The organism is Paenarthrobacter sp. NPDC090520, assembly GCF_044769205.1.
Classification (GTDB): domain Bacteria; phylum Actinomycetota; class Actinomycetes; order Actinomycetales; family Micrococcaceae; genus Arthrobacter.
Genome location: NZ_JBIVXM010000018.1, coordinates 73,869 through 94,296 on the forward strand (window position 1 = coordinate 73,869; position 20,428 = coordinate 94,296).

Genomic DNA, 20,428 nt, shown 5'->3' on the forward strand with positions numbered 1-20,428 from the left:
GCTAGGAAACGCACAAACAGAACGGATGCCCTGCAGGGTCCAGGAACACCCGGAAGGTCTCGCCCGGCTGGTGGTCGTGCTTCGTGGCGCCGATGGCCAGGACGGCCTTCTCGGCCTCGTCCAGATCCTCCACGATCACGTCGAAGTGCATTTGCTGCGGAATTGCCTGCCCGGGCCACACGGGCGCTTGGTAGACGTCCACTTGCTGGAAGGAAATGCAGTTGCTGCCATCGGCGGGGCGTACATCCGCCCAGTCGCCGTCGTCGCGGGTGACTTCCCAGCCGAGAAGTTCTCCGTAGAAGGCCGCCAGGGCGCGGGCATCCGGACAGTCGATAACGACACTGGGGTACTTCGCAATGGTCATTCGCTACACCTCGTCTGCAGTTTTCTTCATATGGGCCAGGGCACTCTTGGTGCCCCGTTGCGTGAGGACGTGCACCACGGCACCAACCGCGGCAGAGACTACGGCGAACACCAGCACGCCGGGCAAGGAATCATCCAAGTCGGTGCCATCCTTCGGCGCGGGCTTTCCCGTCTTCTTTTCCCAGAGCCCCTCAAGGGTCTTGTTTGCCAGCGCGCCGGCTCCGAGGCTTACCGCCAGGCCGAACAGTTTCACCAGTAGGTTCATTGGAAAGTCTCCCCCTTTCGCATCGATGACCATTACTGCCAACAACAAGGCAGGGCCGCTGCAACCAGCGGCCCTGCCCGGGTTCCTAATCCTTCTTGAAGGCGTCCTTCACCTTTTCGCCGGCATTCTTGAGGTCGGCCTTGGCTTGTTCGCCTTGGCCTTCAGCTTCAAGGCGCTCGTTTCCAGTCAGCTTTCCAGCCGCTTCCTTCGCCTTGCCGGCAATCTTTTCGCCAGTGTTCTGTGCCTTGTCGTCTGCACCCATGTTGCACCTCTTTCGTTGTGAACCTGTATCTCTACCACATCACTAATCAGGTTACTTATCAATATTTTGGGTGAAAACGATTGGACTCAGAGCTCCCCGAAGCCCTCGGCCACCAGCCTGCCCACGTAATCCACGGCCTTCTGCGCATCGGCACCGTGGGCCTCCACGTGCAGGTTCGTTCCCTGGCCAGCGGCGAGCGCCATCAGTTCCATCATGGACGCCCCGTCGACGCCGTTGATGGTCACCTCAGCGTCCAGGCCAGAGAGACCACCGGCAATCTTGGCTGCCGGCCTGGCATGGATGCCCATGGGATTGATGAGCTCGAATTCGGCCGTGGCGTCCGGCTCACCCCGCACCGCGGGACCGGCATCCGGCGCCACACCTCCCGCGGCTTCCGCAGCTTGGCGTACGTCCCCGACGGCGGCACCTCCTTGCGCGGCGACGGCCGCGGCCACCAACCCCTCCACCAAAGGCGCATCAGCCAACTGCACAGCCTCCGGATCGCTGGCGAACTCCACGGCGGACTCCGCCGTCATCACGGCAGAGCCCAGGTCCGTCAGTACCACCACCCCGTCGCCGCCAGCGTCCGCAAGGGACTGCTCGACGGCGGCCAGCACCTTTTCGAGGCTGGTGCCGATCCGCCCGTCATCGGTTCCCCCGGCGGCGACGAGTCCGACGTCGGGCGCCATCTGGGCGGCGAGCTCCACGGCCCCTTCAGCGATCTTGCTGCTGTGCGAGACCACCACGATCCCAACGGTCATGCGGCCGTGCCCTGCTTGGCCGCAGCCGCAGCAGCCCGAAGGAGCAGTGCCGTGGACTGCGCGCCGGGATCGCGGTGGCCGGCACTCCGTTCGCCCAGGTAACTGGCACGGCCCTTGCGGGCAACAAGGGGTTCGGTGGCGACGGCTCCGGACTCAGCGGCTTCCGCGGCGGCCTCCAAGGCTGCGAGCGCGTCGCCGCCGTCGTCGGCCACCTTTTGCGCCGCCTCCACCGCAGGGGTCCACGCATCGATCATGGTCTTGTCCCCTGGTTCGGCTTTACCGCGGGCCACAACGCCGTCGCGCGCCGCAACCAGGGCGGACACCACGGCTGCGGCATCAAGGTCCGTGGCATCACCCAGGGCAGTTGCCGCCCGGAGGTACGCCGTCCCGTAGAGGGGGCCCGCGGCTCCACCCACTTTGGACATCAGCGCCATCGCCGCAGCTTTCAGGGCGGCGCCGGGTGTTTCCGGCGGCGATTCGTCGAGCTTTTGGAGCACAGCCTGGAAGCCTCGGTCCATGTTCTCGCCGTGATCCGAGTCGCCGATGGCCCGGTCCAGCTCGATGAGTTCGGTGCGGTGTTCGGCCATGGCCTCTGCCGAGAGTTTCAGCCAGTTCACGGCCCAGTCAACGCCCAATCCCATGGTCACACTCCCCAGCGCAGGGCCGCAGTGTGGACGGGAGCGTCCCACAGGGTGGTCATGTCATCATCCAGCCGCAGCACCGACACTGAGCAGCCCTGCATTTCCAAAGAAGTGACGTAGTTGCCCACCAGGGACCGTTCCACCGTGGCACCCCGCTCAGCCAACACGTTCGCTGCCCGGCGGTAGACGATGTACAGCTCACTCAGCGGAGTGCCGCCCATGCCGTTGACGAACAGCAGCACCTTGTCGCCGGAGGAAAGACCAAGGTCCTCAAGGACCGGTTCCAGGAGGCGGTCGGTAATCCCATCGGCACCTTCCATGGGGATCCGGTGCCGCCCGGGTTCACCGTGGATGCCGATGCCAATCTCGATCTCGTCGTCGGCCAGTTCAAAGCTCGGAGTTCCGGCGTGCGGCACGGTGCAGCCGGAGAGCGCAACGCCCATGGTCCGCACGTTGGCCACCACGCGCTCGGCGATGCCGGCCACGGCGTCCAGGTCATCACCCCGCTCAGCAGCGGCACCCGCGATCTTCTCCACAAGGACGGTGCCGCCCACCCCGCGCCGGCCGGCCGTGTACAACGAGTCCTCCACGGCGACATCGTCGTTCACGAGTACCGAACGGACAGCCACGCCTTCGGCTTGGGCCATCTCTGCGGCAGTTTCGAAGTTCAGGACGTCACCGGTGTAGTTCTTCACGATATGTACGACGCCGGCACCCGAGTCCACTGCCGTGGTGGCCGGAATGATCTGGTCCGGTGTGGGCGAGGTGAAGACGGCGCCGGGAACAGCAGCATCCAGCATGCCAAGCCCCACGAATCCTGCGTGGAGTGGTTCGTGGCCGCTGCCACCGCCGGAAACCAAGGCAACCTTGCCCGCCACCGGCGCACCTTTGCGGACGACGATTTTCGGGTCGGGGTGGACGTCCACGAGGTCGGCATGTGCCATGCCGAAACCCTCGACGGATTCGTCCACCACCGCACGTGGATCATTGATGAGCTTTTTCATGGGATGCTCCTGAGCCTGCAGTGGTGTGGTGCTCTGACCCTACTACCGGCGGCAGGGACCACGGTAGGCCCGGAGTATCCCCCGTTGGCAGCCTTCGGCTATCCGCCGTCGCCCGCCGCTTTCGCCGGCGCCTCATGGCTCACCTGGACGTCCGGCCAGAAGTCGCCGGAAATCTCGTGGTGCGGGTGTCCGGCCCCGGACCACTCAGTATCGTGCGGCCAGGAGCCGTGCGGGATATCAATCTGGAACGCCGAGAAGTCCGGAAACATGGCGGGTTCCTAGTTGCTCAGCACGGCGTCGCCGCCGGCAGTGACAACGTCTTCGAGCAGCACGGTCTGGTCGATCACCGGCAAGCCAACCACGTGGCCGAAGCTGAACATGTTCTTCGGATCCAGCTCCGCCTTGGCCTTCCGCAGCCGTTCGCGGACGGTCGGAGTCCAAGGCCGTTCCCTGTCCTCAGCGTCCACGAAGTGGCCATGCAGGTTCACGAACGTCCCGCCATTGGAGGCGTCGCGCAGGTCCTCGCGAACGGCGTCGTACACCACGGGCAGCAGCTCAGCGAGAGGCGGGACTGCCATCCCAGCCATGAAGAAGCTGAAGGCCGCATCGCGGCCGCCCACGCTGTCCTCACCGTCGGCGCACGTTGCCAGCGCCCCACCCAGCAGACGGAGCTCAGCCAGCAGGACGGGACTTTCGACGCCGTGCCCGAAGTGCCGCAGGATGGCTTCCTTCGCGGGATCGTCGAGGCGGTCCAACAGGAACCCACGCTCGCGGACCGGAACGGGCTGATCCGGATCCTGGTGGATGGTGTCGAACTGCGTCGACTCCAGCGGCCCGGTGGCGTCCATCATGAACGGCGCACTCCGGCGCATGGGCTCCAGCAGGCGCGTGGCCACGTCGGCGTCACCTTGGTAGGCGTAGCGCAGGTGGACCACGAACTTACCGCGCAGCGGTTCGGGAATGATGTCCATGTCCGGCAAACGCAGGAAAGCCAACGACGCCGATGCTTCAGTGGGGAGCGACGGCACCCATTCGCTGAACTGCTGGAGCACGGTGGCTGCGTGGACGCCGGCGAAGTAAAGCCCGCCGGCGAAAATATCCTGGTTTGGGAAAAGGTGGAATTCCATGGCTGTGACAATGCCGAGATTGCCTTTACCTCCGCGGAGGAGGAAAAAGAGTTCGGGGTCTTCGTCCTTGGTGACCCGCCTTTGCGTGCCATCGGCAGTGACCAACTCGAAGGCGATCACGTGGTCCGAAGCGAAACCGTACTTGCGGCCCATGATCGGCAGTCCGCCGCCAAGGGTGTAGCCCACAACGCCTACGTCGGTGGTGGAACCGCAGAGACCCATGAGGCCGAAGGTCGATGCGAGCTCCACCACCGCCTTCCAGCGAACGCCCGCACCTACCCGGGCGGTCTTTTCGACGGGGTCGATGCTGAGTTCCAGCATGCGGCGGGTACTGATGAGCAGGCCGCCTTCAACGGCGTTGGTGGCGCCGTGGCCGGTGGACTGGACGGCCACTGGCATGCCGCGCTCAGCAGCCCATTTCACTGCCGCCGAGACGTCCTCTGCATCGAGGGCGCCGAAGGCGACATCCGGCTGGTGTTGGGTGGAAAGGTTAAATGCGGCGACTTCGTCTGCGAAGCCTGGGTCAGCGGGGGTGAACACTGGACCGCGCACGCTGAGCTGTAGTTCTGAAATGCTTGAAATGCCTGAAAAGGACGCGTGGGACTGCATGATCTTCTCTCGATATAACCGATGTGGCGGAAGCTCCCCAGCAAGCCTCAACCAGTTTATCCATCAACTTTAGATAAAAGAAGGTGTATAAATCACGCATAATTCCTGGACTTTTGACTGACCTGTTGCAGATGTGGCTAGAGGTGCTTGATCATGCGGGTGTTGCCCAAGGTGTTGGGCTTGACGCGGGCCAAATCCAGGAATTCGGCAACACCTTCGTCATGCGAGCGCAGGAGTTCCGAGTAGACCTCGGGATCCACGGCGCTTTGGTCCGCCATCACTTCGAAGCCGTGGCGGACAAAGAAGTCCACTTCGAAGGTCAGGCAGAAGACCCTGCTGACACCCACCTCGCGGGCTTTGTCAATGAGGCTCTCCACCAGCTTGTGGCCTACTCCTTTACCGCGCCAGGAGTCGGCGGCAGCAAGCGTGCGGATTTCGGCAAGGTCCTCCCACATGACGTGGAGGGCGCCGCAGCCAATGACCTCCCCCTCGGAGGATTCGGCGATCTGGAATTCCTGCAGGCTCTCGTAATAGGCGACGGTTTCCTTGGAAATCAGGATCCGCTCGTCGGCCAGGCGCGCCACCAGCCTCTTGATCGCCGCAACGTCGCTGGTGCGGGCAGGGCGAAGGCTGAAGGCAGAATCCACTCCCCCATCCTAGCCAGCCGCGGGTGCGGTTCCGTCCTTCGTGACTGCCGGCCACCCCCATCAGACGGGCCATCCCCATCAGGCGGTGAGCGCGATCTTCCCGCGGGCGTGGCCGTCTTCCAGATAGCGCAGCGCGTCAGCCGCTTGGTTGAGCCTGAACGTGCGGTCCAGGGGTGGGGTGATCTTGCCGGCTTCGATCAGCTCCGCGAGTTCGCGCAACTCTCCGGCGCGGACCACACCGAAGAACATCGTCAGCCGCTGCTTGATGAAGGGCGAGAGCATGATGGCACCCACCTGCCGTTCCAGCCCGCCAGCGAAGGATCCGCCACCTTCACCGCCCGTAATCACGGCCGTCCCCGTGGCGGTCAGGGCCCGGCGCAGGCGGCGGATCCTGGGATTGCCTGCGATATCGAGGATGAGGTGGAAGGGACCCGAATCCACGAAGTCCTCACTGGCGTAATCGATCACCCGGTCCGCGCCCAGGCTGCGCACAAAGTCCATTTTGCCGGAGCTGCATGTCCCCACAACCTCGGCGCCAAAGGCCTTGGCCAGCTGGACCGCATAGCTTCCGACGCCGCCGGATGCGCCGGTAATGAGGACTTTCTGGCCGGCCTTCACCCGCCCGGCACGCAAGCCCTGGAGTGCCGTGACCGCTGAGACCGGCACAATCGCAGCCTGCTCGAAGGTGATACCCGCGGGCTTGGAAGCCAACTTCGCCTCCGGAGCCACGGCGTATTCGGCGAACGACCCGCGCCCGGACCCGAACACCGCATCACCCACGCTGAACGTGGTGACGCCAGGCCCAACCGCCTCCACAATGCCGGCGAGATCCATGCCCAGGCCCGGATCCCGCGGTTTGCCGATACCGAAGGCAATCCGCCCCAAGTACGGCAGGCCAGTCATCATGTGCCAGGCGCCGCGGTCCACGCCGGCTGCACAGACCCTGACCAGCACTTCCTTGGCCCCGGCTTCCGGCCTCGGGAGGCGCTTCTCCCCCAGGACGTCAGGATCGCCATACGCTTCCCGGACCACAGCCCGCATGCCGACGGACTGCTGGGCTCCGGGATGTGCGCGCTGCGGGGATTTCATGGCTGGACCTTCCTCCAAACACGATTCGTACGCTGTACGAAAATGACGTTACAGTACACTGTACGAAACCGAAAGAGCCAACCTGGAGGAACCTCATGGCCGCAGCCGTAAACACCGCCAAGCGGCCTGAACTCAGCCGCGGCAAGGTGCTCCAGAAGGCCCTCGAACTGGCGGACAACGAAGGCATCGCCGCGTTGTCCATCCGTTCGCTCGCCCAGAGCATGGGCACCAAACCCATGTCCCTGTACTACTACGTAGCCAGCAAAGACGAGATCCTGGACGGACTCGTGGACCTGGTCTTCGACGAAATCCACACTCCGGAGGCCGGTGGCGAGTGGAAGGAGCAGATGCGCACCCGCGCCCATTCTGCCCGTGAGGTGCTCAGGCGCCACCCTTGGGCGATCGGGCTCCTGGAATCACGGAAGGCACCCGGCCCGGCGACGCTGAAACACCACGAGGCAACGCTGGCCACGCTAAGGGCCGCCGGGTTTACCGTGCAGCTGACGGCCCGCGCCTACTCCCTGCTGGACAGCTACATCTATGGATTCGCCCTCCAGGAAGCCGCGCTCCCCATCGCGGGAGGAGAGCCCATGGCAGATGTTGCCTCACCCATCATGGAACGCTTTGCCACCGGCGAGTACCCGCACATGGTGGAGATCGCCACGGAACTCGTCATGCAGCCCGGATACGACTACGGCGACGAGTTCAGCCACGGGCTCGAGCTGATCCTCGACGCCCTGGAGCGCTCCCGGTAACGACCCCAACTGAGGGAAAATCCGAGCCTTACCAACACTTATGCCGCTAAATGTTGGTAGGCAGCAGTAGTAGGTAACACTTATGGTGCTAAGTGTTAGTAAACTGGATTCGTGCCAACACCTCCCGATGCCCGTATTCCCATCGAACCAATCTCATTCGAGACCCTCGACTGGCAGCCCCGCGCACCTGAGATGTACTCACGAGCCGAGGTGAACAGGCAAACCGGGCCCTAACAGGCCAGCATTACAGCCCCCATCGCAGAGTGGACACCCGAGGTCTCAGGCGAAGACTCCGCCGACGTCGAGGATGCCACCCGCCAACTGGTCGCATTCGACAAACACGCCCAGCGCAGATTGGGAACCAACAATCCAGCGCTCGGACGGATGACGGCAATCCTGCTGCGGACAGAGTCGGCTTCCAGTTCGCAGATCGAACAGCTGACCACGTCAGCAAAGCAGCTCGCCCTCGCCGAGATCCATGAGGGCGACAACGCAAACGCACTGACCGTCGTCGGCAACGTCCGCGCCATGGAGGCAGCGCTTCGGCTCGCAGACGAAATCAATGAAGACTCCATCTTGGCCATGCACAGAGCATTGATGCTTCACCAGCGCGGGTTCGACCCTGCCGGTGCCGGGCAATTTCGGAATGAGCAGGTGTGGATAGGGCCTGGTCAAGCGGGACCACGGATGGCTGAGTTCGTCGCACCGCACCACCACCGCATTCGCGACGCGATAGGCGATCTGGTTACCTTCGTAGGCCGGCACGACGTCTCCGTCCTCGTCCAGGTAGCGGTCAGCCATGCGCAGTTCGAGACCATCCACCCGTTCCCCGACGGGAATGGCCGGACCGGGCGCGCCCTGGCTCAGTCCATCCTTCGCAACAAGGGACTAGTCGGCTCCACCGCGGTGCCGATCTCGGCAGGGCTCCTCGTCCGCACGGATCGCTACTTCGCAGCCTTGGGCTCCTTCCGTGAAGGCGACGCCGGACCGATTGTCCGGGAGTTCGCCATGGCGAGCAGGATCGCCTCGACCACCGGGGCACGGCTCGTGGACGACCTCGTCGAACAGCTTGAGGAGTCCCGGGGGAAGTTGGCAGGGCTTCGCGCGGATGCCGCGGCATGGCGCCTTCTTCCCACCTTGATCGGACAGCCTGCGGTGAACACGAGATACCTCATGGCCCAGCTTGGGCTTGGCGAGATGGCAGCACTGCGCGCGCTCGATGCTCTGACCGAGCGCGGCGTGCTGAGTGAATCCACAGGCCGAGACCGCAAACGCGTGTGGCAGCACCGCGGCATCCTTGATGTCCTGGACGCCTACGCCGCGGGCATCCGCCGAATGTCTGCAGGCTAAATCCCCAGCTCCGCCGGCAGTTCCACATCCTTCCCCAGAACCTGCTTCGCCAGGAAGTGCTCCACCACCCCGTACCAGATCTTCGCGTGCTGCGGCTGGAGTACCCAATGGTTCTCGTCCGGGAAGTAGAGGAAACGGTGCGGGCTCTGTCCGCTCTCATCCGCTGGAAGCCCAGAAGAAGACAACAGCTCGTACCAGAGCCGCAATCCTTCGCCGATGGGCACGCGGTAGTCCTTGTCTCCGTGGATCACCAGCATGGGCGTCTTGATGTTGCCTACGTTGAGGTGCGGCGAGTTCTCCATGGCCATCTCAGCCGTCATTTCCTTCAGCCAATACTGCGCAGCGTCCGTCGTCGGGCCGAACTGGTCCAGCGCCCACAGGCTGGCGTGCGTGACGATCGCCTTGAAACGGTCGGTCTGCCCGGCCACCCAGTTGGCCATGTATCCGCCGAAGGAACCACCCATCGCGGCAGTCCGGGTCTCGTCAATGTCCGCGCGCGCAACCACGGCGTCGGTCACGGCCATCAGATCCGAGAACGGCTTCTTGCCCCACTCACCCCAACCGCGCTGGATGAACTCCTGGCCGTAGCCCGTGGAGAGTGCAGGGTCCGGCAGCAGGACGGCATAGCCCTTGGCAACCAACAGCCACGGATTCCAACGCCACGTCCAGGCGTTCCACGAGCCGAGGGGTCCGCCATGGATCCAGAGCAGGAGCGGGGCAGGTGCCTCGGCGGACGCTCCGGAAGGAAGCGCCAGGTACGCCGGTACGCGCACACCATCCGCAGTCGTCGATTCCACCCGCTCCAAGCGACCGCTGTACACGGGACGCTCGGCCGGCGCCGGGAGCCGTTCCACGTCTCCTGTCAACAGATCGATGCGCACAGCCTCCGAAGGGAACTCATGCGAACTCCGCAGCGCGTACGCTGTGCGTCCGTCCCGCGCAACCACGACGTCGGTGTACGCCGCTGCGTCTTTCGTCACCCTCGTAACCCCACCGTCAGCGACGTCCACCCGGAAAACCGGCGACGCGCCGTCGTCGTCCGCCGTGACCAAAAGGCCGCTGCCGTCCGGAAGCCAGGCAACCGGCGTCGCCCAGCGGTCCCACTCGTGGGCCAGTGGCACAAGCCCGGCGGCTTCCCCACCCGAAACATCCAGCAGGTGCAGCTTGACCAGCGGCGCCTGGGTGGGGGTGGTGTCGCTTTCGCTCTGCACCACCAGCGTGCGGTTGTCCCGGCTCACGGGGCCGGGGAAGTAGCTCATGCCTTCGTGGTCCAGCAGAACCTTAACAGAGCCGGTAGCCACGTCGACGGCGGCGAGCACCTCCCGACTGTCGGCCTTCGCGAGCGCCTTGCTGAGGCTCGTATAGATGGTCCTGCCGTCCGGGCTCACCACGGTTTTGGCTTCCCTTAGCGAACCTCCGACGCCGGGAGTCAGGTTCCGCAGCGACACTGACGGTTCGGCGTCCACGGTAGCGGGTTTGCCGGGCTGGGAGGACTCCCCGGCTTCGACCGCGAAGATGCGGGGCTCCGAGGGACCAAGATCCGCATCCCAAAACCTGACCGGGTAGCCGCTGTGCAGGATGGCAGAGACCTTGTTGTCCTTGCGGGCCTTGCGTCGTTCTTCATCGTTCTCCTCGCCGGTGGACCCGGCCAGGACGTCGGCCACCAGGAAGGTGGCCCGGGCATCCGTGGCAGCCAGGACGGAACCAACGCCACCTGCGCGGGAGTGCGCAATGCGGGCCTCTCCGCCATTGGCAGGAAGCACCCACAACGCGCTGACGGGATCCTCGTCGGGCTTTTCCGGGTCCGGCCACGCCGAGGTGAAGTAGAGGTTGCCATCGGCGGCGAACACGGCACCGGACTCGCCCTTGGCACTCCGGGTGATCCGGCGGGCCTGTTCCCGGCCCGTGGGGTCCAGCTCCCACAGGGCCGTCATGAACTCTGTGCCCTTGCTGTTCAAGGTGGAGACAGTGGTGACCAATCGTGTGCCGTCTGGGCTGAGGGTGAGTCCACTGACCCGTGGGATGGCCAGGTAGTGGTCAAGATCGTGGAAGGGAGTTTCGGGTTGCGGGGTATGCGAGCCAGTCGAATCCATGGTCCGATTCAACACGGAATGTGCCGTCGATCACAGGGTGGTTCACTAAGAGTGAAACACTACTTTCACATCCCCCCAACTAGGTCGCTTTAGTGCGCGTTTTGAGGCCTCTAAACGCGCACTAATGCGACCTGGTTGGGATGTTGCGGAGGGTTCGGAGCACGGGGGCCACGCCGTCCTCACCGGCGATCGCTGCTGCCACAGCTTTCGCCCGGGCAGCATAGGACGGCGTGCTGACCGCCGCCTTAATGGCCTGCCCCAACCGCGCCGCGGTGAGTTGCTTGTAAGGAACCGGTTCCGGCCCGGCTCCCAGCGCCTCCACGCGGGATGCCCACAAAGGCTGGTCCGTGAAGACGGGAACGCATACCGCAGGCACCCCCGCACGGAGGCCGGCCGCCGTCGTTCCTGAACCCGCGTGATGCACCACGGCAGCCATCCGGGGAAAGAGCCACTCGTGCGGGACCTCGCCGATGCCGATTGCATCGTCGCTGTGAACGCGTCCGCCCTGGATGACGGCACGAACTCCGGCAATCCGTGCCGCCGCCATGGCGAGCTCCACATCGACTGCCGCACCGCTGCCGAAACCAATGAAGACCGGGGCCGGACCAGCCGCCAGGAAATCCGCCAACGCCCGGTCGGGCCGCCAGTTGCGTTCCCCCGGCGGCCACCAGTACCCCGCCATGACAAGCCCCGCGTGCCAGTCCTTCGGACGGGGCAGCACCGTGGGACTGATGCCATGGAGGGTGGTCGCCTTATTACGCCGACGACGGCGGTCGGCAGCTTGGCGGGACAGCGTGGGCAAGCCCAGCCCGCGGCGAAGCCTGGCACCCGGAGCGTCGTAAGGGGCTGGTCCGGCGAGAACCCTTCTGCCAATCACTTTGTTGCCCACGGCGCCGAGGTCACGGCCGGAACCGAGCAGCACAGGCGGATATGCTCCGCTCGGCTCCACGGGTTGCAGGTGGGCGCCGATGGCGGGAAGTTCCAGTGCTTCGGCGATGTCGTAGGCAAACGGCGCCACCGAATTCGCCAGGATAACGTCCGCCCCCGCCTCGGCCGCGGCCAGTGTTCCCCTCGCCGCCTGTTCCATGTAGCCGCCAAGGGCATGCCACGAGTGCCGGACATCCCTGAATGAGGGCCTCTCCGCCGAGTCGGTTCGTTGGATGATGCGGGTGAGGTCCCCAGGGAGCGCCCTGTATTCACAGCCGGCCGACACAACGAGCGGGCCATAGGCAGGGTTCGCAGCTATGGCCACCTCAAAACCGTGTTCCTGCAGTGCCGATCCCAGCCCAGCCATGGGAGCCACGTCTCCGCGCGTACCAGGAGCCACCATCAAAATCCGCATTCAATCCTCGCTTCCGGAAACACGAATGCCCCGCACACTCCTAGGAGAATGTGCGGGGCACTCTGCTTATGAGGCCTCTGCCTTACGCGGTGGGAGCAATCTCCGGGATCCGCGGCTTGGCGTTGCCTTCGAACGTGAACTTGGCTTCGTCACCTTCACCCTCGACGTCAACCACAACGATGTCGCCCGTGTGGATGTCGCCGAACAGGATCTTCTCGGACAGCTGGTCCTCGATCTCGCGCTGGATGGTGCGGCGCAGTGGCCGGGCACCCATGGCGGGGTCGTAACCACGGGTGGCGAGCAGGACCTTGGCGGCCTTGGTGAGCTCGATGCCCATGTCCTTGTCCTTCAGGCGGCGCTCCAGACGGGTCACAAAGAGATCCACGATCTCGATGATCTCGTCCTGCGTCAGCTGCGGGAACACCACGACGTCGTCAACACGGTTGAGGAACTCGGGGCGGAAGTGCTGCTTGAGCTCTTCCGTCACCCGGGCACGCATCCGGTTGTAGCCGGTCTGGGTGTCCGTGCCGGACTGGAAGCCGGTAGCGACACTCTTGGAGATGTCGCGGGTACCCAGGTTGGTGGTCATGATGATCACGGTGTTCTTGAAGTCCACCACGCGGCCCTGGGAGTCGGTCAGTCGGCCGTCTTCCAGGATCTGCAGCAGCGAGTTGAAGAGATCGGCGTGCGCCTTCTCGACTTCGTCGAACAGGACCACGGAGAACGGACGGCGGCGAACCTTCTCGGTCAGCTGCCCGCCTTCCTCGTAGCCGACGTAGCCCGGAGGGGCACCGAAGAGCCGCGAAACCGTGTGCTTCTCGGAGTACTCGGACATGTCCAGCGTGATGAGGGCGTCCTCTTCACCGAACAGGAACTCTGCCAGGGCCTTGGCGAGCTCGGTCTTTCCGACGCCGGTGGGGCCAGCGAAGATGAACGAGCCACCCGGACGCTTGGGGTCCTTCAGGCCGGCACGCGTACGGCGGATGGCCTGCGACAGGGCCTTGATGGCCTCGTCCTGGCCGACCACGCGCTTGTGGAGTTCCTCTTCCATCTTGAGCAGGCGGGAGGACTCTTCTTCGGTGAGCTTGAAGACCGGGATGCCCGTGGAGTTCGCGAGGACTTCTGCAATCAGGTCCTCGTCAACCTCGGAGATGTCATCCATGCCGCCGGACTTCCAGTTGCGCTCCTTCTCTGCGCGCTCGGCAATGAGCTTCTGCTCCTTGTCGCGCAGCGAAGCGGCACCTTCAAAGTCCTGGGCGTCAATCGCCGATTCCTTCTCCAGCTTCACGTCAGCGATGCGCTCGTCCATGGCCTTGAGCTCCGGCGGAGCGGTCATGCGGCGGATGCGCAGGCGGGCACCGGCTTCATCGATGAGGTCGATCGCCTTGTCCGGCAGGAAGCGGTCCGAGATGTAGCGTTCGGCCAGCTGCGCGGCTGAGGCGAGGGCGCCGTCGGTAATCGTCACGCGGTGGTGTGCCTCGTAACGGTCCCGCAGGCCCTTCAGGATCTCGATCGCGTGGGCAACCGAGGGTTCCTTGACCTGGATCGGCTGGAAACGGCGCTCAAGGGCGGCGTCCTTCTCGATGTGCTTGCGGTACTCGTCCAGCGTGGTGGCACCAATGGTCTGGAGCTCGCCACGGGCCAGCATCGGCTTCAGGATCGACGCGGCGTCGATGGCACCTTCGGCAGCACCTGCACCTACCAGGGTGTGGATCTCATCGATGAAGAGGATGATGTCCCCACGAGTGCGGATTTCCTTGAGGACCTTCTTCAGGCGCTCTTCGAAGTCACCACGGTAACGGGAGCCGGCAACCAGCGAGCCAAGGTCAAGCGTGTACAACTGCTTGTCCTTGATGGTCTCCGGGACATCGCCGCGAACGATCGCCTGGGCGAGGCCTTCGACGACGGCAGTCTTACCGACGCCGGGCTCACCGATGAGCACGGGGTTGTTCTTGGTACGGCGGGAGAGAACCTGCATGACGCGTTCCATCTCCTGCTCGCGCCCGATCACAGGATCGAGCTTGTTTTCGCGGGCAGCCTGGGTGAGGTTGCGGCCGAACTGGTCCAGCACCACGGAACCGGCGGGGGTTCCTTCCTGCTGGCCCTGGCCGGAACCCGATCCTGCGGTTTCCTTGCCCTGGTAGCCGGACAGCAACTGGATGACCTGCTGGCGGACCCGGTTGAGGTCGGCGCCGAGCTTCACCAGGACCTGGGCAGCAACGCCCTCGCCCTCACGAATGAGGCCGAGGAGGATGTGCTCGGTGCCGATGTAGTTATGGCCGAGCTGAAGAGCCTCGCGAAGGGAAAGCTCAAGTACCTTCTTGGCGCGCGGGGTGAAGGGGATGTGACCGGAAGGAGCCTGCTGGCCCTGGCCGATGATCTCCTGAACCTGTTCGCGGACGCCGTCGAGCGAGATGCTCAGAGACTCAAGAGCCTTGGCGGCAACGCCTTCACCCTCATGGATCAGACCCAAGAGGATGTGTTCTGTACCGATGTAGTTGTGATTGAGCATCCGTGCCTCTTCTTGGGCAAGGACGACCACGCGACGGGCACGGTCCGTAAATCTCTCAAACATTTCGCCACACTCCTAGCTACGACGTACTTTGATGCTACGTGCCGGGGCGGGACTTTTGGAGCGTGTTCGCCACAGGGGAAACATGACGTACTTGCGGAATAAATATCATCGTGCCTGCCCGGTTCCCCAACCGGCCCTGCCCCGGAGCAGCACGCCGCCCTGCACACGGGCCATCGGACCAATCCGGGTGCTTGGTGTTCCTGCCCCCTGCATTCCACGTACCCAAATGATCCCGGGTTGAAGCGCCACCGGAGGACTCCGGAATATTGCTGCCCGGCAAAAGGTGGCACGCCGTATGCCTATTAGGTTTTAAACACCAAAGCCCCGGCACTGAGGCCGGGGCTTAGAGGCGGTGAATCAGGAATTCGCCTTCTGGTACGCTTCCTGAATTTCAGCTTGAATACGTCCACGGCTGTTGACCGTGTAACCGTTATCCCGTGCCCACTGGCGGATCTGAGCCGAATCCTGGCTCCGCGCAGCCGTAGCGCGGCCCCGGGTGGCACGGCCGGAAGAGGAAGTCTTCCGGGCTTTGGCGACGTAAGGCTCAAGCGCCTGACGCAGGGAAGCTGCGTTTGCGGTGGACAAGTCCATCTCGTAGCTCACACCGTCAAGGCCAAAACGGACAGTTTCATCGGCTGCCCCTTCATCCAAGTCGTCAACCAGGATGATTTTTACTTTTTGTGCCATGAGTAGCCTCTCTTTTGGAGGGTTGATATTCAGAAATCCCCATGTTGCTATTCCTGATTATCGTTCACGGCACGCACACACGTCAAAGGCATATGTGGATTACTGCTTTGGACCGCCAATTTCCGGGCTATTTAGCGGCGGGCCCGTCCGCTTCGGGACCTGAATTGCGCAGATTCGCCTCAGCCTGCGCACGGGCTTCCGCCTGGCGCTCGGATTTGTCCGCATTGAATATGGCCTTCATGGCAAACCAGAAGATCAAACCAACAACTACTGACGGCGCCAGGACGGCGATGTACTCCATGATCAGTGACCTTCTGGCTTGAGTAGTGGGAAGAGAATGGTTTCGCGGATACCGGCACCGGTAAAGAGCATGACAAGACGGTCAATGCCCAATCCAATACCACCCATGGGCGGCGCGCCGTATTCCAAGGCACGGAGGAAGTCCTCGTCCAACTGCATGGCCTCGTCATCGCCGGCTGCGGAACGGCGGGACTGCTCCGTCAGCCGTTCCCTCTGGATCACGGGGTCAATCAGCTCGGAGAACGCCGTCCCACGCTCCATACCGCCAATGATCAGGTCCCAGGCCTCAATCAGCCGGCCGTCCTCGCGGTGCGGGCGGGCCAGCGGCTGTGCGGACGGCGGGTAGTCGTAGACGAACGTGGGGTTAAGCAACGTGGGTTCCACAATCTCGCCGAACAATTCCACAACCAGCTTCTCGGCGTCCCACTTGGGATCCACTTTGACCTCGTGCTTGGCGGCAATGGCCAGCAATTCGTCCACCGTGGTGTCCGGAGTAATTTCAACGCCCACGGCTTCGGAAAGTCCCGGATATACCGCAATCCACGCCCATTCGCCGTCGAGGTTAATCTCGCCCGCATCCGTTTGGATGGTGCGCGTGCCCACAACGTCAGCCACATTCAGGATGATTTCCTTCATGCGCTCGGCCATAACGAACTGGTCCGCCCACGCCTCATAGCATTCAAGCGTGGTGAATTCGGGGCTGTGGGTGGAGTCGACGCCCTCATTGCGGAACACCCGGCCCATATCGTAAACGCGGTCGATTCCGCCCACCACTGCCCGCTTGAGGAAGAGTTCGGTGGCAATGCGCAGGGTCATCTTCTGGTCAAAGGCGTTCATGTGGGTCTCGAACGGACGGGCCGTCGCGCCGCCGTGCACCAGTTGCAGGATGGGTGTTTCCACCTCCACGTAGCCGTGGCGGTCCAAGGTATCGCGGACCGAACGGGTGATGGCCGCGCGCTTGTACACCATTTCGCGGGCTTCATCGCGGACCATGAGGTCCACGTACCGCTGGCGGACGCGGGTTTCCTCGTTGAGCTCAGCGTGGAGAACGGGGAGGGGGCGCAGGGCCTTGGAAGCCATGGACCACGAATCGGCCATGACGGACAGCTCACCGCGGCGGGAGGAAATAACCTCGCCCTTGATGAATACGTGGTCGCCGAGGTCCACCAGTGCCTTCCATTCGGCAAGCGCTTCGTCGCCGACGTTGGCCAAGCTCAGCATTGCCTGCAGCCGGACGCCCTTGCCGTCCACGCCGCCTTCCTGCAGGGTGGCGAAGCAGAGCTTGCCCGTGTTGCGCACAAACACGACGCGACCCGTAACGCCCACCACGTCGCCAGTGGTCTGGTCAGCTTCAAGGTGTGCGTACTTCTCGCGGATTTCGCCCAGCGAATGCGTCCGCTCAACGCCCACCGGATAGGCCTCCGCACCGCGCTCGATCAGCTTGGCACGCTTGTCCATGCGGATGCGCATCTGCTCGCTGGCGTCGACAGGCTCGGCGGAGGTGTTCGGGGCGGAGGTGTTTGCGGAAGTCACAATCCTTAAGTTTACCGCCGATTACGGACCGCTACTTCCGGTCATAGACTCGGGCTGTGGAGACGTGGACTGTTGAAACGGACGACGCCGGCGGGCAGCTGGAGGTGCATACCTTCCGTCCGCTCTCCGCAGCCTCCCTTCCAGGCCCGAAGGCACCTGCCGAACCAGCCAGCGTCGTCATGGTGCATGGCACCTTGGTGACCGATTCGCTGTACTGGCCCTTCGCCCGGAACCTCAGCCACATGCTGGGGCGGCCCGTCCACTGCTACAACCGCCGTGGCCGCGGACAGTCGGCCCCCCAGCCCCCGGGCTATTCGGTTGAAACGGAAGTAGCGGACCTCGCCGCAGTGCTGCGAAAAACCGGCTCGGCCGACGTCGTGGCCCACAGCTATGGCGGCTTCGTCGCCCTCAACGCCGCGCGGAGCACCAGGATCAACCGGCTGGTGACCTACGACGCGGCGGTTTCCCTGTCCGGAAGCCTCCACGGCCGCTGGCGTCCGGAGCTGGAAGAAGCGGTCACGGCAGGCCAACTCGATCACGCCTGGGCCCACCTGGTCCAAGGGCTGGGAACAGCGGGACCCATCTCCTACCTGCCCATGGGCGCCTTGCGCGTTCTGAGCATCATCTCCGCCCAGACCCGGCTGGGTTTGGAGATGCGGTCCCTGTTGCCCACGGCTGTCACCGAGATGCGGGCAGTCCTTGCCGCCGATGCCACGCTGCACGATTTCATTGCCCTGCAAACGCCGACCCTTATGCTCAGCGGCGGCTGGAGTCCGTCCTACTTTGCCGAAACCGGCCGTATCCTAGCCGGCGCTGTACCGGCCATCGACTTCGCCATTGTGCCGTTGCAATTCCACGAGGGGCCCCTGCGTCCCGGAAAGCGCCTCGCGACGCGAATCGCCCGTTTCCTGTCCGGTGACCACGTTAACGCGGCCGTCGGCACCTAGGATGATCCGGTGAGGGAACGCGACATCAAGACGCACGACGGCGGCAAACTCGCCTTGTATACGTACGGCGAGGAAGACGCTCCCGGGGAACGCCGGGTCATCGTCATCGGCGGAGCCTTCCTGACCGCCTTGATCTACCGTCCGTTCTCGATTGCGCTGGCGAAGGGCCTCGGAGACGGCTGGGCCGTGGATGTCTACGATCGGCGGGGACGAGGCAAGTCCACCGACCAGCCGCACAACTACTCCATGGCTACCGAAATAGCGGACGTGCGCACCATCATGGATGCCACGGACGGACGGAACATCCTTGGCCACAGTCTGGGTGGATCCGTAGCCCTCAACGCTGCAATGGCCTTCGCCGGAACACACCACGAGCCTGCCAAGCTGGCTGTCTATGACGCTGCCGTCAACATCGACGGCAGCATGAGCACCGACTGGCTGGCGGGATTCGCCGACGCTGTGGACGCAGGTGACGTGAGCCGGGCGATGGCAAGGATGAAGCGTGGCATGCAGCCCGGAACAGCGCTGGCACGCGTTCCCGAGCCGATCCTGGCAGGGCTCATGGCGGTTGTTTCGCGGACCAAGGTCAACAAGCTCTTCCGTGAACTGCTGCCTTCCGGCGTGGGCGAGCTGAAGGCCGCCTTCGAGGCCGATGCCACGCCCAGGGACTTTTCCGTGCTGCCATCCACCACGCACTTCATGGTGGGGAAGAGAAGCCCTCAGTTCTACAAGGTCACTGCTGCACGGCTGAACCGTGCGGTTGCCGGCAGCACCCTCGAAGTCTCTCCGCGGGGGTTCCATGGCTCTGTTCCGGCAGCTGTCAAAGAGCTGGTCCATGACATTTCGGACTACTTCAAGCGCTGATCCCCGACGTATCCGGCCGTCGTTCAGGTGGCTCGGCTAGGCTCAAGTCATGACGCGCGAGATCATCACCACAGCTGACGGCGGACACCTCGAGGTACTCACTACGGGAGGTGACCGGAAGAACGCCGGTTCCGGCGTCGTCGTCGTGCCTGCCTCCATGGTGACAGCATCCGACTACACCCGATTCGCGCAGAAACTCAGTGAAGCGCTGGGCCGCCCCGTTCACACCTTCAACCGTCGCGGACGCGGTGACTCCTCACCGCAGGCAGAGGACTACTCTCTGGAGGCCGATATCCGCGACCTCGATGCTGTCATGAAGCACACCTCCAGCACCGATGTGTTCGGACACAGCTTTGGCGGCGCGGTCGCACTGCACGCGGCACGCACGCTGCCCGTCGAGCGCCTTGCCGTGTACGACCCCGCCGTTTCCGTCAACCAGAGCGTCAAGGCGGACTGGACGGACGAATACGAACGCGCGACGGCGGCGGGAGACTACGATCGCGGACTCGCCGTCCTGATCAAGGGAGTCGAGACAGGCGGCGCTTTCGCGCGCATGCCGCTCTCCATGCTTACCCTCGCCACGAAACTCACGGCCGGTACGCCCCTGGGCAAGCAGATGCGTGAGCTCATGACGTGCGGCGTCCGGGAGATCAAGGCCGTGATCGCCGCTGACATGCCGGCCGAGCCGTTCCTGGCATTGCCTCTTGAGACTCTGATTGTGGTGGGCGAAAAGAGCCCTGCATACTTCGGCGTGGCCTGCGGACAGATTCACGACGTTCTCTCCGGCTCGAGTTACACCATCCTGCCGGGCTTCGGCCACGACGGGCCCAACAAGGCTCCGGACAAGCTGATCGCGGAGCTGTCAGAGTTCTTCTCCGGGTAGGTTACCCAGGCGGCTCCACGATTCCAGCGTTTCGTTGTGGGGGCCATCCGCGGTTTAGCCGCTCGCGGACTCCCGTGCCAGGCTTCTTGTTGTGGGGGCCATCCGCGGTTTGGCCGCTCGCGACTCCCGTGCCGGGCATCCGTGCCGGGTTGCTTGTTGTGGTGCCTGTGGTGCGTGTTTTTTGGTGTGTTAAAGGTGTGGAGCCCCGACCGTCGTGGTCGGGGCTCCTGTTAAGTGTTGTCCGGCGGTGTCCTACTCTCCCACACCCTCCCGGGTGCAGTACCATCGGCGCTGTGGGTCTTAGCTTCCGGGTTCGGAATGGGACCGGGCG

General features: G+C 63.9%; 21 protein-coding genes and 1 rRNA gene. 5 read left to right on the forward strand and 17 right to left on the reverse strand.

The genetic code is table 11. The annotated features are described in order from the left end of the window. Position 1: 1 nt before the first annotated feature. The 10 genes from ACIQTZ_RS18880 to ACIQTZ_RS18925 all read right to left on the reverse strand — a co-directional run bounded on the left by ACIQTZ_RS18880 (position 2) and on the right by ACIQTZ_RS18925 (position 6,768). Positions 2 to 364, reverse strand: coding sequence for a VOC family protein (locus tag ACIQTZ_RS18880; protein WP_402982799.1), 363 nt, complete (start codon positions 362 to 364; stop codon positions 2 to 4). A gap of 3 nt (positions 365 to 367) precedes the next feature. Then, complete coding sequence (locus ACIQTZ_RS18885) at positions 368 to 628, reverse strand: DUF4235 domain-containing protein (protein WP_402982801.1); 261 nt, start codon at positions 626 to 628, stop codon at positions 368 to 370. 85 nt (positions 629 to 713) lie between these two features. Continuing rightward, positions 714 to 890, reverse strand: coding sequence for a CsbD family protein (locus tag ACIQTZ_RS18890; RefSeq protein ID WP_402982802.1), 177 nt, complete (start codon positions 888 to 890; stop codon positions 714 to 716). An 86-nt stretch (positions 891 to 976) separates the two neighbouring features. Next, positions 977 to 1,651: a dihydroxyacetone kinase phosphoryl donor subunit DhaM gene (gene dhaM / locus ACIQTZ_RS18895; protein ID WP_402982804.1), complete on the reverse strand. Its 675-nt coding sequence runs from the start codon at positions 1,649 to 1,651 to the stop codon at positions 977 to 979. Next, a complete protein-coding gene (dhaL, locus tag ACIQTZ_RS18900; protein ID WP_402982806.1) occupies positions 1,648 to 2,292 on the reverse strand; it encodes a dihydroxyacetone kinase subunit DhaL in 645 nt (214 codons plus the stop codon). Before dhaL ends, dhaM begins: the two co-directional genes overlap by 4 nt. Before the next feature lie 2 nt (positions 2,293 to 2,294). Further along, positions 2,295 to 3,296 carry a dihydroxyacetone kinase subunit DhaK gene (gene dhaK, locus ACIQTZ_RS18905; protein WP_402982807.1) on the reverse strand — a complete coding sequence of 334 codons (1,002 nt, stop codon included), beginning with the start codon at positions 3,294 to 3,296 and terminating at the stop codon, positions 2,295 to 2,297. A gap of 98 nt (positions 3,297 to 3,394) precedes the next feature. Further along, positions 3,395 to 3,565, reverse strand: coding sequence for a hypothetical protein (locus ACIQTZ_RS18910; RefSeq protein ID WP_400335097.1), 171 nt, complete (start codon positions 3,563 to 3,565; stop codon positions 3,395 to 3,397). A gap of 9 nt (positions 3,566 to 3,574) precedes the next feature. Further along, positions 3,575 to 4,963 carry an FAD-binding oxidoreductase gene (locus ACIQTZ_RS18915; RefSeq protein WP_402946507.1) on the reverse strand — a complete coding sequence of 463 codons (1,389 nt, stop codon included), beginning with the start codon at positions 4,961 to 4,963 and terminating at the stop codon, positions 3,575 to 3,577. A 206-nt stretch (positions 4,964 to 5,169) separates the two neighbouring features. Further along, positions 5,170 to 5,679, reverse strand: coding sequence for an amino-acid N-acetyltransferase (locus ACIQTZ_RS18920; protein WP_400335094.1), 510 nt, complete (start codon positions 5,677 to 5,679; stop codon positions 5,170 to 5,172). Positions 5,680 to 5,757: 78 nt separating this feature from the next. Continuing rightward, positions 5,758 to 6,768 (reverse strand): NAD(P)-dependent alcohol dehydrogenase, encoded by a 1,011-nt coding sequence (locus ACIQTZ_RS18925; protein WP_402982809.1) that lies wholly within the window; start codon positions 6,766 to 6,768, stop codon positions 5,758 to 5,760. A 95-nt stretch (positions 6,769 to 6,863) separates the two neighbouring features. On the opposite strand from ACIQTZ_RS18925, the gene ACIQTZ_RS18930 reads away from it, so the two are divergent. Together ACIQTZ_RS18930 and ACIQTZ_RS18935 are read left to right on the forward strand one after the other, a co-directional pair. Continuing rightward, positions 6,864 to 7,523: a TetR/AcrR family transcriptional regulator gene (locus ACIQTZ_RS18930; protein WP_402982811.1), complete on the forward strand. Its 660-nt coding sequence runs from the start codon at positions 6,864 to 6,866 to the stop codon at positions 7,521 to 7,523. A gap of 384 nt (positions 7,524 to 7,907) precedes the next feature. Continuing rightward, positions 7,908 to 8,873 carry a Fic family protein gene (locus tag ACIQTZ_RS18935; protein WP_402982812.1) on the forward strand — a complete coding sequence of 322 codons (966 nt, stop codon included), beginning with the start codon at positions 7,908 to 7,910 and terminating at the stop codon, positions 8,871 to 8,873. Here the strand turns inward: ACIQTZ_RS18935 and ACIQTZ_RS18940 are convergent. The 6 genes from ACIQTZ_RS18940 to lysS all read right to left on the reverse strand — a co-directional run bounded on the left by ACIQTZ_RS18940 (position 8,870) and on the right by lysS (position 17,403). Further along, positions 8,870 to 10,966 carry an alpha/beta fold hydrolase gene (locus ACIQTZ_RS18940; protein WP_402982814.1) on the reverse strand — a complete coding sequence of 699 codons (2,097 nt, stop codon included), beginning with the start codon at positions 10,964 to 10,966 and terminating at the stop codon, positions 8,870 to 8,872. The two genes, ACIQTZ_RS18935 and ACIQTZ_RS18940, sit on opposite strands and share 4 nt — an antisense overlap. Before the next feature lie 121 nt (positions 10,967 to 11,087). Beyond that, positions 11,088 to 12,308: a glycosyltransferase gene (locus tag ACIQTZ_RS18945; protein ID WP_402982816.1), complete on the reverse strand. Its 1,221-nt coding sequence runs from the start codon at positions 12,306 to 12,308 to the stop codon at positions 11,088 to 11,090. Between the two features lie 82 nt (positions 12,309 to 12,390). Then, positions 12,391 to 14,883 carry an ATP-dependent Clp protease ATP-binding subunit gene (locus ACIQTZ_RS18950; protein ID WP_397325474.1) on the reverse strand — a complete coding sequence of 831 codons (2,493 nt, stop codon included), beginning with the start codon at positions 14,881 to 14,883 and terminating at the stop codon, positions 12,391 to 12,393. Between the two features lie 357 nt (positions 14,884 to 15,240). Continuing rightward, entirely contained in the window at positions 15,241 to 15,570 is a 330-nt protein-coding gene (locus ACIQTZ_RS18955; protein WP_387439078.1) for an Lsr2 family protein, read from the reverse strand. A 127-nt stretch (positions 15,571 to 15,697) separates the two neighbouring features. Next, the gene (locus tag ACIQTZ_RS18960; RefSeq protein ID WP_397325475.1) at positions 15,698 to 15,871 is read right to left on the reverse strand and encodes a hypothetical protein; all 174 of its coding nucleotides are present in this window, start codon (positions 15,869 to 15,871) and stop codon (positions 15,698 to 15,700) included. A 2-nt stretch (positions 15,872 to 15,873) separates the two neighbouring features. Then, positions 15,874 to 17,403: a lysine--tRNA ligase gene (lysS, locus tag ACIQTZ_RS18965; protein ID WP_400335084.1), complete on the reverse strand. Its 1,530-nt coding sequence runs from the start codon at positions 17,401 to 17,403 to the stop codon at positions 15,874 to 15,876. Positions 17,404 to 17,459: 56 nt separating this feature from the next. Between lysS and ACIQTZ_RS18970 the strand changes: the two genes are divergently transcribed. Genes ACIQTZ_RS18970 through ACIQTZ_RS18980 form a run of 3 tightly spaced genes read left to right on the forward strand, consistent with a single transcriptional unit; the run spans position 17,460 to position 20,097 of the window. Continuing rightward, a complete protein-coding gene (locus ACIQTZ_RS18970; RefSeq protein WP_402982817.1) occupies positions 17,460 to 18,350 on the forward strand; it encodes an alpha/beta fold hydrolase in 891 nt (296 codons plus the stop codon). A gap of 9 nt (positions 18,351 to 18,359) precedes the next feature. Continuing rightward, entirely contained in the window at positions 18,360 to 19,214 is an 855-nt protein-coding gene (locus tag ACIQTZ_RS18975; protein WP_402982819.1) for an alpha/beta fold hydrolase, read from the forward strand. A gap of 49 nt (positions 19,215 to 19,263) precedes the next feature. Then, entirely contained in the window at positions 19,264 to 20,097 is an 834-nt protein-coding gene (locus tag ACIQTZ_RS18980) for an alpha/beta fold hydrolase (RefSeq protein WP_402982821.1), read from the forward strand. 239 nt (positions 20,098 to 20,336) lie between these two features. On the opposite strand, the gene rrf is transcribed toward ACIQTZ_RS18980, so the two are convergent. Next, positions 20,337 to 20,428, reverse strand: a 5S ribosomal RNA gene (gene rrf / locus ACIQTZ_RS18985); the annotation flags it as partial.

Coding starts and splice junctions, on each gene's coding strand:
- ACIQTZ_RS18880 (WP_402982799.1), bottom strand. CDS start 364: ATGACCATTGCGAAGTACCCCAGTGTCGTTATCGACTGTCCGGATGCC.
- ACIQTZ_RS18885 (WP_402982801.1), bottom strand. CDS start 628: ATGAACCTACTGGTGAAACTGTTCGGCCTGGCGGTAAGCCTCGGAGCC.
- ACIQTZ_RS18890 (WP_402982802.1), bottom strand. CDS start 890: ATGGGTGCAGACGACAAGGCACAGAACACTGGCGAAAAGATTGCCGGC.
- dhaM (WP_402982804.1), bottom strand. CDS start 1,651: ATGACCGTTGGGATCGTGGTGGTCTCGCACAGCAGCAAGATCGCTGAA.
- dhaL (WP_402982806.1), bottom strand. CDS start 2,292: ATGGGATTGGGCGTTGACTGGGCCGTGAACTGGCTGAAACTCTCGGCA.
- dhaK (WP_402982807.1), bottom strand. CDS start 3,296: ATGAAAAAGCTCATCAATGATCCACGTGCGGTGGTGGACGAATCCGTC.
- ACIQTZ_RS18910 (WP_400335097.1), bottom strand. CDS start 3,565: ATGTTTCCGGACTTCTCGGCGTTCCAGATTGATATCCCGCACGGCTCC.
- ACIQTZ_RS18925 (WP_402982809.1), bottom strand. CDS start 6,768: ATGAAATCCCCGCAGCGCGCACATCCCGGAGCCCAGCAGTCCGTCGGC.
- ACIQTZ_RS18930 (WP_402982811.1), top strand. CDS start 6,864: ATGGCCGCAGCCGTAAACACCGCCAAGCGGCCTGAACTCAGCCGCGGC.
- ACIQTZ_RS18935 (WP_402982812.1), top strand. CDS start 7,908: ATGACGGCAATCCTGCTGCGGACAGAGTCGGCTTCCAGTTCGCAGATC.
- ACIQTZ_RS18940 (WP_402982814.1), bottom strand. CDS start 10,966: ATGGATTCGACTGGCTCGCATACCCCGCAACCCGAAACTCCCTTCCAC.
- ACIQTZ_RS18945 (WP_402982816.1), bottom strand. CDS start 12,308: ATGCGGATTTTGATGGTGGCTCCTGGTACGCGCGGAGACGTGGCTCCC.
- ACIQTZ_RS18950 (WP_397325474.1), bottom strand. CDS start 14,883: ATGTTTGAGAGATTTACGGACCGTGCCCGTCGCGTGGTCGTCCTTGCC.
- ACIQTZ_RS18955 (WP_387439078.1), bottom strand. CDS start 15,570: ATGGCACAAAAAGTAAAAATCATCCTGGTTGACGACTTGGATGAAGGG.
- ACIQTZ_RS18960 (WP_397325475.1), bottom strand. CDS start 15,871: ATGGAGTACATCGCCGTCCTGGCGCCGTCAGTAGTTGTTGGTTTGATC.
- ACIQTZ_RS18980 (WP_402982821.1), top strand. CDS start 19,264: ATGACGCGCGAGATCATCACCACAGCTGACGGCGGACACCTCGAGGTA.